We start from the raw sequence: 15,089 nt of genomic DNA, 5'->3' as shown, positions 1-15,089 counted from the left end.
TCAGCTAAAATATAATGAGTTGTAAAAGTATTTCTTTCGTCTTTTCAACAAAGTTCCGCTTCAAAATAAAAAGTAGCAATTAAATAGATATTTATCCAATGTAAAAGCGTCCAGATTTTGGACGCTTTTTTATTTTTTCTTATTGAATATTTGTATTGAAATTGGCAGTAACCATTGGAATTCACTTAATTTATTATTTCTGTGTTTTAGCCTATTTTTCCATTCTATTAACCGATGTATTTAGAGGTTTTGAACTTCCCAATAATACTGCGTTGAGTAAATTTTTTTATGGTGAATTTTGTTCCCGGATTTTCTGGTATTTTACGGGCAACTCCTTTGTTTTTATTAGTGTTTTCTTTGATCAAAATTATTTGGTCAAACAGGACTTTTTCATTTTCAATATCAATAAGTTTTCCAGCTTTGATAACTTTTATTTTTGATGACACAAATGATTCTAAACCAATTCCTTAAAAGGCTATGATAACTAAGATTTTTTTTATTAAAAATTTAAAATTAAGTGCGATGCGATTCCCCGCGACTTGTTGCTGTTAAAAGCTGGCTTTTTATTTTTTTACCCGTTGCAAGTCCAAATCCTGAAAGTCAAAACTAAAATCGATAGCAGGCGAAATACCTTTCATCTTTATGCTTTGTGCTTTCCCAACCTCGTCTAAACTAAACATGGCAAAAGCGTCACAAGGCATATCCTGGTATTCCCATTTAATAGCAAAAGTGTTTGCTTTATAAAAACTCATTGGTCCGTTTAGTTTTGGTGAACGATATGATTTGAACCATGGTTGGTCTCCCTTTAAAAATATTTCAATTTTGCCAAACCAATTGTCTTCATATATCCCTACATAATCTTGTAGATTAATTTTGGTCTTTTTCGCTAACTCAACTTCTTTCCATACGTTAGAAGTTATTGAATCGGCATTGCTTTTTCTGCTCGCAATAATTTTGGCGTATTTTTCTACATAATCAATTTTATCCAATTCCAGATAGCTATCGACAATTGTATTGACAACTGCCGAAAATAGTGCGCCACCGCCATTTTCAGTATTCGTTAGTACTACGATGCCTAAATTCTTATCCGGAATTAAACTTACTTTTGATAACATGCCGGGCAATCCACCGGTATGCGAAACACTTAAATTTCCTTTGATATCAGTCAAATCCCATCCTAAACCATAACCCGCAAAATGTGAATTGTACCTTGGGTTAGAGTTCGCATCCAATACAGTATGAATTTTCCACATTTCTTTTTGTCTTGCTACGGTAAATAGTTGTTTCTCTAAATTGACGCCGTACTTGCCTTTATTTAACTGCATAATCATCCATTTTGACATATCATCAACATTAGATAATATACCGCCTGCTGCTCCGTTTATCATCTCTTGAAAGGTAGCAATCTTTCTTATACTACCGTTTCCAATTCCTTCAGTGGAATGTGGTACTGCCAAATTTGTTTTATCTTTCATAATCGTAATTGTAGAATAGGAATTATTCATTTGCAAGGGTGTCATAATTCTTGTTTGAACAAATTGCTCCCAACTCTTTCCACTTATTCTCGAAACTAATTCGCCAGCCACAAAATAGAGTTGATTGTCATAGTCAAACTGCGTTCTAAAAGCAGAGACCGGTTTGAAATATTGGAAACTCGTCAAAACATCCTTTATAGTGAAGTTGGAACCATCAGGGAAACTATTTAAATCTCCTACTCCTAGACCCAAACCACTGCGATGGCATAACAAATCTTCAATTGAAAAATTCTCGGTTACATAATCATTATACATCTTAAATTCTGGTAGATATGTTTTCACTTTATCTTTCCATGATATTTTTCCTTCATCAACTAAAATTGCCAAAGCCGCAGTTGTAAATGCCTTACTGTTGGAAGCAATCTGAAAATTGGTATATGCGTCAACTGGAAGTTTTGTGTCGATGGATTTTACGCCATATCCCTTTTCGTGAATGATTTTTCCATCTTTGACAATTGCTACAGCAACTCCAACAACTTTGAATTCCTTCATTGCTTTTTCTACCAGTGCATCTACTTCTGATGTAGTAATTTGAGCCGATAAATTGGTACTTAATAATAATGCACTAATTGTAAATAATAAGAGGTACGATTTTATTTTTTTCATAATTCAATATTTGGTTTTCTGGTTTGGTTGTAATGTTCGGCTGCTGCTAACTTGGACATAGGACCAGCAAAATTATTCTAAGAATGTCTTTTGATGTGTACTTATTTGATAAGCAATAGGTTGGTTGTTTCAAATATATAGAAAAGATACTACAAATAGACAAATTGATGTGTTATTTTATTTGCAGAAACACGGGAGGGTCAGATATTTTTTCTAGATTTTATAGTTTAGGGATTTATAGTGGCAAATAAGCTTAAAAATTCCAACATGTCATTTTATAGCGCACTGTGGTAAAAAATGCTATTTCGAAAAGACGTTTTTTTAATTAAAACGCCAATTTTGAAAATTAAGTAAATTCTTGATTATACTGATTCCTTTTTTCTACTAATCACAAATAAATAGAAACAAAGTATTGTTAACAGGAGTAATGTTCCCATTCCTCCAATAAAAAAATCATTATTTTTGAAATAAGTACCAGTAAAACCTGCTATCGGATAACCAATTGCCCACCACAGATGTGACCATGCAAAATGACTTCCATACACTTTGCCTTGCTGCTCTAAATCAATATTCTCAGCAATCAAAATTTGTGATGGCATTTCCGTAAAGCTTTGTCCTAATCCTGCAATTATCCAAAAAACCAATAAAACTTTAAACGGTACATAATTGGCAAATGAAATCGAAAGTGCTAACATAAATGCTCCAAAAAGCAACAATTTTGTTTTCGTTTTTGTTTTATCAATCGCATTGGCTGAAAATGCTGCTATTGTTGCTCCAATCCCAAAAGCGGTCATAGCCCAACCGTATTCTATATTGGTTAATTGCAAATCGCCTTTGATGTGTCCTATCGTATTTACCAATAATTGCGCTCCTGCTATTGCCGCAACTAATTCTATTAATAGAGAAAACCGAATTGACCTATTTTTAAATAGTAATGTAGTTCCATTTTTAATGTCTTTCCAGATGTTTAAGAAAGGGGAAGGCGATTGAATTTTATCGTATTTCAAAGATTGCATTGGAATTAAGAACACTAAAAATGTGGAAATTACGAACGTAAATCCATCGAAAAAAAACAATTGTCTTGAACCAAAAAACACGGCCAGACCTCCTGCTAATCCTGGTCCAAGTATGCCTAATAATTGCCAAGTTCCGTTGGAAAGTGCGATTGCATTTCCGTAGTTTTCCTTTTTACAAATCAGTTGCGGAATACTCGCTTTGTATGCCGGTGTGAAGAATGCATTGAACACATTGAGTAGAAAAATAAGTACATATACTTGCCATAATTCTTTAACAAATGGAAATAAAAACACAATTACAATTCGGGCCAAATCAGCACAAATCATGATCCATTTTCGGTTAAATCGGTCAGCGATTACACCTGAAAAGGAACCAAAAATGATAAAAGCAGTTACTCGCAAGGTCAATGCTGTCGCTAATATTTGTGCCGATTGACCACCGCCAAATTCAAATGCCAAAAGTGCGATTCCTACCCATGTAAACGCATCGCCCAAAAGACTTATAGTTTGCGCCACATATAATTTTGCAAATAGTGGTTCTCTAAGGGATTTTAATGGTGCTGTTATGTTTATCATTTTAGTATTAATCTTCTACATTTTTTATTTTCATCAAAATGGCGTACGCCCCTTTTATCACAATATTTTTACCTTTAAGATCGTCGTTTGCAATAAGTTCAGTAAAACCATTTTCGGTATTTCCCGTGTTCACTTCTTTCATTTCAAATTGCTTATTTCCTTTAGCAACAAAAATGTAATTTTTATTTTCAAAATTCACAACGGCATCCGATGGTAAGACATTAGAAAGTTGGCTGTTTAATTCTATTTCGGCATTCATATACATTCCTGGCAATAGAGCTTTGTCATAATTTGTAAAATGACAGTGTATTATGGTACTTTTATTCTCAGAAAAGTCCTGACCTATTAGAATAATTTTACACGGATAAGTTTTGCTAGGATTTGTGTTCGTATAAGCAACAAGGGATTGCCCAATAGTTAATTTATTAATGTCTTTTTCAAAAACGGTTAGTGCTAAATGGATGTCTGTTGGATTTACAATTTCAAAAAGAATATCACTCGGGCTAACATATTTACCAATATTTACATTGACTTTAGAAACATATCCGCTTATTGGTGAATAAATATTGATGCTTTTTGAAATGGATTTCGTCGAAACATTATTCGGATTAATCCCTGCAAATTTTAGTTTCTCTCCATAGGATTGCACTATCACCGAAAGTGAATTGTATTCGGCTTGTGCTTGTTGATAGACCTTGTCGCTGCTGGCTTTGCTTTGATTGAGTTCTTTTTGTCTTTCAAATTCTGCTTTGGCATAGCCAATTTTTGCTTTCGCCAAGAGATAATCTTCCTGCAATTGAATGTATTGTTGGTCTTCAACTACGCACAATACCTGACCCTTATTCACATACATTCCTTCGAGTAATTTGGTGTTTTTCAGATAACCACCCATTGGTACACTAATGGAAACTAAATTTTGTGGTGGCACGTCGATTTTTCCGTTTAACTTTAGCGTTGCCGATATTTCTTTTTTCTCTATTTTTCCAGTTTGAATACCAGCATTTTTTAGTTGCGCATCGCTTAGTGTCGTCGTGTTCTCGGTGGTTGGTTTGGCTTCAACTTCGCTTTCTGTTTTTTTATTTCCACAAGAAGAAAGAATTAAAACGGCCGTAATTGTTATAAATAGATGTTTACTTACCATTTTAATATTGTTTTTTTTGTGTTCGTGACCCGAGCCTAAAAGGCGAACGGATGTAATAATCTTTGATGTCATTTTATTTTGATATTAAATTCAGTAAAATAATGATGGTTTGATTTTCTTTTCTGACCGCTTCAATATAATTGCTTTGAATTGCTGTGTTTTGATTGATTAGCATTACCCATTCCAGATAATTGATGTCGCCATTAATGAATTTCTTATTGGCCGCATTGGTTATCAAATCCACATTTTTCAAGGCCTGATTTTCATAGTACAATACGGTTTCTTTGTCCTTTTTATATTCATTAAGCAATTCCTGATACTGATTTTGCAGTTTTAATTTTTCATTAATTAAACTATTTTCCGCGATTTGAGTATTTATTTCGAAGGCCTTTTGCTTGTTCGGTATAGCCGAATTAAATAAAGGCAAAGCAATTCCAAACTGACCGTAAATTCCGGTGTTACTATCTTGAAAGCTAGTATTGGTTTTAAAAGATTGCCAATAAACACCGCCAATAAATTCAGGTAATCTTTTCGATTTTTCTAAAGAGACGAGCGCTATATTGTTTTTGACTTCTTGCTCTTTTAATTTTACACTCGGATGATCTGTAATTGTTCTTTCATCCTCACTTCCATTATATTCCATTTTGAAAATAGGGGCAAAAGGGATAAAATCGGTCTCTGCATTTAACAAATAGTTGAACTGCAATTGAAACATTTTATAATCGCTTTGTATTTCCTTCAACTGCAGTTTTATTTGTCCCGATTGATTTTCGGCAGTTGCTTTTTCTAAAATGTTGCTTTCTCCTTTTTCGAAACGAAGCATCGATTTTCGTAAAAATTCAGAAAAAATACTATCACTTTTTTGCAGTAATTTTTCTTTTTCCTGTAGATAAATTATTTCATAAAATACGGTTGTAACTTGATTTGTCAATTCCTTTCGCTGCAAATCTTCATTCCACTGTCCCATTTTAGCCTCTTCCACTAAAAGCTGTTTTTGTCTTTTATAAACCGTCGGGAATTTTATGTTTTGTGAAATTCCGATTTTCATATCATTCATAGCACTGTTAAACTGTCCATATTCTCCAATAATTCCTGTATCTGGAATATCATAGCCCGTTTTGGTCATTTTTTGTAGATAGGCTGAATTTAGCTTTCCATTTTTGATTTTTACATTATTTGAAAGCGCGGTTTCAATGGCCTTCTCTAATGTAATTTTTTCTTGTGCAGTTCCATTTTGAAAAATGAAAAATAACCCAATTGCTAGTATTGTTGTAATGGATTTTATCTTCTCTGTTTTTAATTTTATTCCTTTTTCGAACATAATATATAAAATTGGTAAAACAAATAAGGTTAAGAAAGTGGCGACAATCAATCCGCCAATTACGACTGTTGCCAATGGTTTTTGTACCTCGGCACCGGAACCATTGCTCAATGCCATTGGCAAAAAACCAAGTGAGGCCACAAGAGCTGTCATAAGAACCGGTCGTAAACGTATTTTAGTCCCTTGTAAAACAATTGCTTTTAAATCAGTCTCTCCTGATTTTTTGATGCGATTAAATTCGGCAATTAAAACCAAACCATTCAAAACGGCAACTCCAAATAAGGCAATAAAACCAACGCCGGCACTAATACTAAATGGCATTCCTCGCATTGCCAAAAAGAATATTCCTCCAATCATTGACAACGGAATAGCCGAATAGATCAATAGTCCTTGTTGTACCGATTTAAAGGCAAAGTACAAAAGAATAAAAATTAAGATTAGCGAAATGGGAACTGCAATTAGCAGTCGGTCTTTTGCGGCATTTAGATTTTCAAAAGCACCACCATAAGTAGGATAGTAACCCGCGGGGAAATTTATTTTTGTGGCAACTTTTTCTTGCAATTCTTTTACGATACTTTGTACATCACGACCACGAACATTAAAACCAACCACAATTCTACGTTTGGCATCTTCTCTTTGTATTTGATTTGGTCCTTCAGTAATTGCAACTTTTGCCAACTGTGATAATGGAATTTGTACACCGTTTGGCGCAGGAATTAATAAATTTTGAACATCTGCCAAGTCTTGTCTTTTTTCTCCTGCCAAGCGAACCACTAAATCAAATCGCTTTTCATCTTCGTAAATTAATCCTGTGCTTTGTCCTGCAAATGCAGTGTTGACTATTCGATTAATGTCTTCAATGTTTAAATCATATTGTGCAATGGCAGGACGATCGTATTCAATTACAATTTGAGGCATTCCCGTAACCGTCTCGACATAAAGGTCAGAAGTGCCTTCAACGGTATGGACGATCTTTCCTAATTTAGTAGCATATAAAGCCAATGTATCTAAATTTTCACCATATATTTTACAGACTACATCTTGTCTTGCACTTGTCATTAATTCGTTAAAGCGCATTTGAACTGGATATTGAAATCCATAGGAAACACCGGGGACTGCTTCGAGTTCTTTGGCCATTTTTGCTGATAATTCATCGAAGGTGGATGCTGATGTCCATTCACTTTTGTCTTTCAAAATTACCATCATATCACTGGCGTCGATAGGCATTGGGTCGGTTGGGACTTCACTGCTACCAGTTTTACCCACTACTTTTTGTACTTCTGGGAATTTATCCAATAATATTTTGGCACCTTGGGAAATTGCCGTCATTGAAGTTTGTAAATTACTACCCGGTAAAACCCTTGTTTCTACCGCAAAATCCCCTTCTTCGAGTGACGGCATAAACTCGCCACCCATAAACGAAAGTGTAACGATAGCTAAAACGAATAAAGCTAATGTTGTTCCTATTATAATTCTTGGAATTCCCAATGCTTTAGTTAAAAGAGGTTGATAGAAATTTTCTAATTTTTCCATCATTCTATCGGAGAAATTTTGTTTGTGTGTAATTTTTTTACTTAAAAATAAAGAAGTCATCATTGGAATGTAAGTCAGTGACAAAACAAAAGCACCGAACAAAGCAAAAGCGATGGTTTGTGCCATTGGTAAAAACATTTTGCCTTCAATACCGCGTAACGTGAAAATTGGAATGTAAACAATCAAAATTATTAATTCGCCAAAAACGGCTACATTCCGCATTCTTGTTGACGTTTCTAGAACCACACCATCCATTTGATTTTGAGTTATTTCTCCATTCTTCTTACTGTGTAAACTAAACAAACAGGCTTCCACAATAATTACAGCGCCATCCACAATTAGCCCAAAATCTAATGCACCTAAACTCATTAAATTTCCGCTTACGCCAAATAAATTCATCAGGATAACTGCAAACAACATCGCTAACGGAATAACCGAAGCAACGATTAATCCTGCTCTTACATTTCCTAAAAAGAAGATTAGGACAAAAAGCACAATTAATGCGCCTTCGATTAAGTTTTTTCCAACAGTTGAAATGGAATTGTTGACCATTTTTGTTCGGTCTAAAAAGGGTTCCACAATCACGCCTTCAGGTAGGGTCTTTCGAATTTGTGCAATTCGTTCTTTAATGTTTTTTATGACAATATTACTATTTGCGCCTTTCAGCATCATAACGACCGCGCCCGAAACTTCTCCTTTGCCGTTGTAGGTCATTGCTCCGTAACGAATGGCACTTCCAATACGAACATCTGCAACATCGCGAATAAATAAAGGGCTACCGGTAGTGGTATTTTTAATAGCAATATCTTTTATGTTTTCAATCGTACTAATTAATCCTTCACTTCGGATGTATAAAACCTTTGGTCCTTTTTCGATATAAGCACCGCCTGTATTTTGATTGTTTTTTTCTAAAGCGGTGAAAACATCCGCAATAGTAATATTAAAGGATTGTAATTTATTTGGGTCTATGGCAATTTCAAATTGCTTTAATTTTCCACCAAAACTGCTTACCTCCGCAACTCCTTCAACTCCTAATAATTGGCGGCGAACAATCCAATCTTGAATGGTTCGTAACTCTGTTACATCATATTTTTTCTCGAAGCCAGGTTTGGCTCTTACCACATATTGATAGATTTCCCCCAGACCAGTAGTTACAGGCGCTAATGTAGGTGAACCAATACCTTTTGGAATTTGGTCTTTTACAGCACTTAATCTTTCGGTTACTTGTTGCCTTGCCCAATACACATCAGTTGCATCATCAAAGACAATGGTTACAACTGACAATCCGAAACGTGAAAAACTACGAATTTCTTTTAATCCAGGAATATTACTATTCGCTTGCTCGATTGGAAATGTTATTAGTCTCTCAATATCGGTTGCGCCCAACGATGGTGCAGAAGTGATTACCTGCACCTGATTATCGGTAATATCCGGAACGGCATCGATGGGTAATTTTGTAAATTGATAACAACCGTAACCAATAAGAGCAACTGTAAATAGCCCGATGATGAGTTTGTTTTTTATAGAAAATTCTATGATTTTATTCAGCATAACTTTTAAAATTAATGAAATGGATACAAAGTACCATTCGCGATAAATAGCAAACAGCATTTCAAATAAGAAATCAGAAATACCTAGGATATCTCCAATTAATTATTAAAAATAAAAAATCATTAACTCAATTTAGGGGGGAGCCAGATACAGGCAAAGACATCTGAAGTATAAAATTCCTGACAAAATGGTACCGTACTATTTATGAAAATAATAGTTGGTTCGCAAAATGAGAACACTGTAGGATTTTCAAAATCCAATACCGTATTAAGGGAAGAATTTAATGTTTTAAAAGGTAAATTTTGATGATTGTCATGATCATCTTTGTCAGAATGTTGTTGATTATTATTGTAATGGATAATTATAAAGTCACTAAATGAAATATTGGGTTCATTATCATCATGGTCGTGATGCTCTAAGAAGTGGTGTATTAAGTTGGGTAATTTCAATAATTGCCCCATCTCTGTGTTGGCACACAAAAAGACAAGCAGAAATGATATGGCAATAGTTTTTCGTAACACGGTACGAATATAATTATAAAGTTTGTTTTTTTTGATTTTTCATCCGCTTATCTTTTGTTCTTAATACCAAAAGTCTAGGATTGAGATAAACTCCGCTTTTTATTTATTCGTGACCATGTTTGGGATTGACTTCGTCTTTCCGAACAAAGATCCGCTTTGAAAATAAAAATGCTTCAAAAATAATTTCAAGTAAACTTTATGATTTTTCATGACTTTGTTATATGTAGAGATTGACCTCGTCCTTCTCAACAAAGCTCCGCTTTGAAAATAAAATACCCAAATTAAATAGTTAAAACGAGCTTTACTATTTAATTTGGGTATTTTATTTATTCGTGACCACGGTGGGATTTGAACCCACACGCCCTTGCGAGCACCAGCCCCTCAAGCTGGCAAGTCTACCGTTTCTCCACGTGGCCTAAAAAAAGAAAAGGTCATTCGCCATGGCGAACAACCTTTTAGTGACCCGACTGGGGCTCGAACCCAGGACCCCATCATTAAAAGTGATGTGCTCTACCAACTGAGCTATCGAGTCAATGCTTTCAAGGAAATTATGTGTTGATCACTAAAATTGTGACCCGACTGGGGCTCGAACCCAGGACCCCATCATTAAAAGTGATGTGCTCTACCAACTGAGCTATCGAGTCATATTCTTTCCTTGAATGCGGGTGCAAATATAAGGACTTATTTTGGAGTTTTCCAAGCTATTTTATTATAAATTTGTCTTTTTTTATCAATAAATCTTAACGCCTTAATTTATAAGGTTTTATTCTATGAGAAAAATTATATTATTAGGCTATATGGGTTGCGGGAAGTCCACTATTGCTAAAACGCTATCAAAAATCATCGGAATGCCGTTTGTCGATCTGGATAAATATATCGAAGACAAAACAAATTTGTCTATAAATGCGATTTTCGAAAAGCATGGCGAAATTTATTTTCGAAAACTGGAACATACGTCTTTCCTAGAATTATTGAATTCTTCTGAGCCTATTATAATTGGATTGGGTGGCGGAACGCCTTGTTATGCCAATAATCACGAGTTGTTAAAAGGTGAAAATGTATTGTCCTTGTATTTGAGAGCATCCATAGAGACTTTGTTCAACAGATTGTCCCTTAATAAAAGCAAAAGACCCCTTATTGCCCATAAAAGTGATGAGGAAATGAAGGAGTTTATTGCGATGCATCTTTTCGAAAGAAGTTTTTACTACAATCAGGCACAATATAAAGTGAATGTTGATGATAAAACAATTGATCAGGTAGTACTTGATATTGTTAGTATCTTAGCTTAAATAAGCATAACTGTTTCCGTCTTCGTCAAAAACGACTTGAACATGCTCCAGTAAGGATGTAGAAAGAGATATTCCTTTAAAATCAGCTTTCACAGGGTACTTCTTGTGATTTCTGTCAACAAGGACAGCAGTTTTGAATTTTTTCAAAGGAACGTCTATGAAATGTCTTACTGCATAAATTAATGTGGTACCGGAGTTTAAAACATCATCCACAAGTATCAAACCTTTATTAGCATATTGTTCTTTGTCTAATGAGGTGTGAATGGGTAATTCGGGATTTTGTTTGTTAATTTGAACTTCGCAAAGCGAAACTTTAAGTGAAGAAATGGTTTCTAAAGCTTGTGCAATCTTTTTGGCAAAAGTAAAGCCGTTAGTTGCAATTCCTGCAATGACTATTTCTTTCTCGTCTACAAATGTTTCGTAGATTTGGTAAGCAATCCTTTTTATTTTGTGTTCAATTTCTTGATTCGTTAAGATGATATTTTTGTTCATTGTTTTTGTTTAAAAGTTTAAAAGTTTAAATTTTCTGAATAATTTTAGATCCCAAACTTTTTTAATCTTCTTCATCAGTTTTAATTTCGTTTCCAAATTCGTCAATATCTCTTCGATCTTTTTTGGTCGGTCTTCCCGTTCCATTTTTTCGATAATGCTCTTTCGATAATTTTAATAATTCTAAATGAGCATAGGCTTCGGAAGGCGTTTCGTTTTTTCGATAAATGTCGACAAGTTTAGCACCAACCCGATTTTCCGGAATATCCAGTACGGTGATGATTTGTGTGATTTGGTCTTTCCTGAATGTGATTTTATCAGTAGGAAAAACCTCCTTAGAGGGTTTGGCAACAAGCCCATTTACGGTAACATGGTTCTTTTTGCAAGCTTCCGTAACCATATTTCTGGTTTTGTAATACCGCATGCACCATAAATATTTATCTATTCTCATAAATTTTCTAAAATCGGAGTTAAATAGTTTACAAAAATCAATCAATATTGTATCTTGCGCACTTAAAAATCAGCTATAATGAACAAATTTAAGTATTATTTTATTCTATTAATTACAACTCTCTCTTTATTTTCATGTTCGAAGAATGATACTGCTACGGTTGAACCACTTAGAGATTATGCAATACAAAATACTTCTGATATGACCGTCATAGAAGAATATCTAAATACCAACTATATTACCGTTACAAATAATCCTGGCGCTCCTGATGATCAGGATGTAGTATTTACAAAGATTCCTGTTGGAGGAAGTCAACCATCTGTTATGTCTTATAAAAACAACACTGGTTTTCCTAAACTTTTGAGTAAAGATGTAGTTCTTAATAATATTACTTATAACTTATATTATTTAGTTTTGAGAGAAGGGGTAGGAGAATCACCTTGTAATGTTGACGGTGTGTTAGCATCGTACAAGGGAAATTTTTTAGAGCAAATTTCTACCTCGGGTGTTACAACACTGACTACAACTCAATTTGAAGAAGTTAAGTATCCACAACAAATGTTGAGTTTATTCAGTACCATAGTAGGATGGGGGGAAACTTTTCCACAATTTAAAACGGGAGACAAACCTATTTTAAACGCAGATGGAACGGTATCTTTTACTAATTTCGGAGCTGGAGTAATGTTCATTCCTTCAGGATTAGCCTATTATGCCTCTGGAAGTGGAACGATACCGGCTTATGTTCCTTTGGTATTCAGTTTTAAATTATACGAAATTCAACGTTTGGATCAAGATGGTGATGGAATTCCATCTTATCTAGAAGATATAAACGGAGATCGTTATGTAAGAGCTTTAGCTACTGGCGTTGTAAATCCCGATGATACTGATGGAGATGGTATTGCGAACTTTGTTGATGTTGATGATGATGGCGACAATTATACAACTAAATTAGAAATTAAAAATCCAGCAACAGGAATAGCTTATCCATTTGCAAGTATTCCAACTTGTACTTCAGGAAAGAAAAATTATTTAGATCCTACTTGTCATCCATAAAGTATAAAAATAAGCAGGTAAAAAAAATCCCGTTCAAATAAATGAACGGGATTTTTTTATGATTAAAAAGGAGTTATTTTCTTTTAATAACTCTTTCTACAGCTTCAACAATCGCTTGATTGTTCAATTTGTATTTATCCATTAATTGCTCTGGTGTTCCAGATTCTCCAAAACTGTCATTTACCGCAACAAACTCTTGTGGAGCTGGATGGTGTAATGCCAATACTCTAGAAACGCTTTCGCCAAGACCACCTAGAATGTTGTGCTCTTCAGCAGTAACAATACATTTGGTTTTTGCCAATGATTTCAAAATCGCTGCTTCGTCAAGTGGCTTGATTGTATGAATATTGATAACTTCAGCCGAAATTCCTTTAGCTTCTAATGCTTCAGCAGCAATTAGCGCTTCCCAAACTAGATGTCCTGTAGCAACAATAGTTACGTTAGTTCCTTCGTTTAAAAGTATTGCTTTTCCAATTTCGAAAGGCTCATCAGCTGGCATGAAATTAGGAACTACCGGACGACCAAAACGCAAGTAAACTGGACCATGGTGATCTGCAATTGCTAATGTAGCCGCTTTAGTTTGATTGTAATCACAAGTATTGATTACAGTCATTCCCGGTAACATTTTCATCAAACCTATATCTTCAAGAATTTGGTGTGTTGCGCCATCTTCTCCTAAAGTTAATCCTGCATGTGAAGCACAAATTTTCACATTTTTTTCAGAATAAGCAACTGATTGACGAATTTGGTCATACACTCTTCCTGTAGAAAAGTTAGCGAAAGTTCCTGTAAAAGGAATTTTACCACCAATCGTTAATCCTGCTGCGATTCCAATCATGTTTGCTTCAGCAATACCAATTTGGAAAAAACGCTCTGGATGATTTTTCTTGAAGTCATCAAATTTTAAAGAACCAATTAAATCCGCACAAAGTGCAACCACATTTTCATTCTTTTGACCTAACTCAGTCATTCCCGCTCCAAAACCCGAACGAGTATCTTTACTTCCTGTATTTGTATATTTTTTCATTTTTCAATTTAGATTTTTGGCAGTATTCTATTGAACACTAATTACTGAACACTTCCTAATAGTCTGAATTACCTCCAGTATTATAATTTTGTCCTAAAGCATTGTCAAGTTGCGCATCATTTGGTGCTTTACCGTGCCAAGCGTGAGTATTCATCATAAAATCTACTCCGTTACCCATTTCAGTATGCAACAATACACAAACCGGTTTTCCTTTTCCAGTTCTTGTTTTAGCATCTGTCATACCTGCAATGATTGCTTCAAGGTCGTTTCCTTTTTCAATTTCCAAAACATCCCAATCAAATGCTTCAAATTTAGCGCGAATACTTCCCATTGCTAAAACTTCATCAGTAGTTCCGTCAATTTGTTTTCCGTTTAAATCGATTGTAGCAATAATATTATCTACCTTTTTTGCAGAAGCATACATAATTGCTTCCCAGTTTTGACCTTCTTGTAACTCACCATCTCCGTGAAGCGTGTAAATAATATGGTTGTCACCATTTAATTTTTTAGCTTGAGCGGCACCAATTCCTACTGATAATCCTTGTCCAAGAGATCCTGACGCAATTCTCACTCCCGGTAAACTGTCGTGAGTAGTTGGATGTCCTTGTAATCTTGAATTGATCAAACGGAACGTTGCTAATTCAGAAATTGGGAAATACCCAGTTCTAGCCAAAACGCTATAAAATACAGGAGAAATATGTCCGTTAGAAAGGAAGAAAAGATCTTCTCCAATACCGTCCATATCAAAACCTTCTTTACGTTCCATTAGATTTTGGTACAAGGCGACAAGAAATTCAGTACAGCCAAGAGATCCTCCAGGATGTCCTGAGTTGACTGCGTGTACCATTCGAAGAATGTCTCTTCTGACTTGGATAGTTAAATCGTTTAATTGTTGTGTGTTAGGCTTCATTTTGTGTGTAAAAGTTAAACTGCTGCAAATGTAATTTTTATTTAGGGTTAAGGCAATAGTTTTTTTGAAT

General features: G+C 34.7%; 12 protein-coding genes and 3 tRNA genes. 2 read left to right on the top strand and 13 right to left on the bottom strand.

What is annotated here, in order from left to right; all coding sequences use genetic code 11:
- Window positions 1-227 precede the first annotated feature (227 nt).
- From H4V97_RS05620 to H4V97_RS05580, 9 genes are all read right to left on the bottom strand, one after another.
- Window positions 228-446 (bottom strand): hypothetical protein, encoded by a 219-nt coding sequence (locus H4V97_RS05620; protein WP_209549154.1) that lies wholly within the window; start codon window positions 444-446, stop codon window positions 228-230.
- Between the two features lie 117 nt (window positions 447-563).
- The gene (locus H4V97_RS05615; protein ID WP_196850234.1) at window positions 564-2,141 is read right to left on the bottom strand and encodes a serine hydrolase; all 1,578 of its coding nucleotides are present in this window, start codon (window positions 2,139-2,141) and stop codon (window positions 564-566) included.
- A 362-nt stretch (window positions 2,142-2,503) separates the two neighbouring features.
- On the bottom strand, window positions 2,504-3,733 hold the full coding sequence (locus H4V97_RS05610) for an MFS transporter (RefSeq protein ID WP_196850235.1): 1,230 nt from the start codon (window positions 3,731-3,733) through the stop codon (window positions 2,504-2,506).
- A 7-nt stretch (window positions 3,734-3,740) separates the two neighbouring features.
- On the bottom strand, window positions 3,741-4,946 hold the full coding sequence (locus tag H4V97_RS05605; RefSeq protein WP_231385446.1) for an efflux RND transporter periplasmic adaptor subunit: 1,206 nt from the start codon (window positions 4,944-4,946) through the stop codon (window positions 3,741-3,743).
- Window position 4,947: 1 nt separating this feature from the next.
- Window positions 4,948-9,279 (bottom strand): CusA/CzcA family heavy metal efflux RND transporter, encoded by a 4,332-nt coding sequence (locus H4V97_RS05600; RefSeq protein WP_209549153.1) that lies wholly within the window; start codon window positions 9,277-9,279, stop codon window positions 4,948-4,950.
- A 122-nt stretch (window positions 9,280-9,401) separates the two neighbouring features.
- Complete coding sequence (locus tag H4V97_RS05595; protein ID WP_317196492.1) at window positions 9,402-9,800, bottom strand: hypothetical protein; 399 nt, start codon at window positions 9,798-9,800, stop codon at window positions 9,402-9,404.
- A gap of 333 nt (window positions 9,801-10,133) precedes the next feature.
- Window positions 10,134-10,216: transfer RNA gene (locus H4V97_RS05590), tRNA-Leu, on the bottom strand.
- Window positions 10,217-10,259: 43 nt separating this feature from the next.
- Window positions 10,260-10,332, bottom strand: a tRNA-Lys gene (locus H4V97_RS05585).
- A 39-nt stretch (window positions 10,333-10,371) separates the two neighbouring features.
- Window positions 10,372-10,444: transfer RNA gene (locus tag H4V97_RS05580), tRNA-Lys, on the bottom strand.
- Between the two features lie 126 nt (window positions 10,445-10,570).
- Between H4V97_RS05580 and H4V97_RS05575 the strand changes: the two genes are divergently transcribed.
- Window positions 10,571-11,089, top strand: a complete 519-nt coding sequence (locus H4V97_RS05575) for a shikimate kinase (RefSeq protein ID WP_209549152.1) — start codon at window positions 10,571-10,573, stop codon at window positions 11,087-11,089.
- On the opposite strand, the gene H4V97_RS05570 is transcribed toward H4V97_RS05575, so the two are convergent.
- Together H4V97_RS05570 and H4V97_RS05565 are read right to left on the bottom strand one after the other, a co-directional pair.
- Window positions 11,081-11,581 carry a phosphoribosyltransferase domain-containing protein gene (locus H4V97_RS05570; RefSeq protein ID WP_196851500.1) on the bottom strand — a complete coding sequence of 167 codons (501 nt, stop codon included), beginning with the start codon at window positions 11,579-11,581 and terminating at the stop codon, window positions 11,081-11,083. The two genes, H4V97_RS05575 and H4V97_RS05570, sit on opposite strands and share 9 nt — an antisense overlap.
- Window positions 11,582-11,642: 61 nt before the next feature.
- Window positions 11,643-12,029, bottom strand: a complete 387-nt coding sequence (locus tag H4V97_RS05565; RefSeq protein WP_196851499.1) for an RNA-binding S4 domain-containing protein — start codon at window positions 12,027-12,029, stop codon at window positions 11,643-11,645.
- A 78-nt stretch (window positions 12,030-12,107) separates the two neighbouring features.
- On the opposite strand from H4V97_RS05565, the gene H4V97_RS05560 reads away from it, so the two are divergent.
- On the top strand, window positions 12,108-13,082 hold the full coding sequence (locus H4V97_RS05560) for an FKBP-type peptidyl-prolyl cis-trans isomerase (RefSeq protein ID WP_209549151.1): 975 nt from the start codon (window positions 12,108-12,110) through the stop codon (window positions 13,080-13,082).
- Between the two features lie 73 nt (window positions 13,083-13,155).
- Here H4V97_RS05560 and H4V97_RS05555 read toward each other — a convergent pair whose 3' ends face one another.
- Entirely contained in the window at window positions 13,156-14,109 is a 954-nt protein-coding gene (locus H4V97_RS05555) for a transketolase family protein (RefSeq protein WP_209549150.1), read from the bottom strand.
- A gap of 55 nt (window positions 14,110-14,164) precedes the next feature.
- The gene (locus H4V97_RS05550; protein ID WP_196851496.1) at window positions 14,165-15,019 is read right to left on the bottom strand and encodes a transketolase; all 855 of its coding nucleotides are present in this window, start codon (window positions 15,017-15,019) and stop codon (window positions 14,165-14,167) included.
- Window positions 15,020-15,089 lie beyond the last annotated feature (70 nt).

The sequence above is a fragment of the Flavobacterium sp. CG_23.5 genome, assembly GCF_017875765.1.
Taxonomy (GTDB): Bacteria; Bacteroidota; Bacteroidia; order Flavobacteriales; family Flavobacteriaceae; genus Flavobacterium.
Note: the sequence above shows the minus strand (reverse complement) of the source record. Positions and strands in the feature narration are given on the sequence as shown.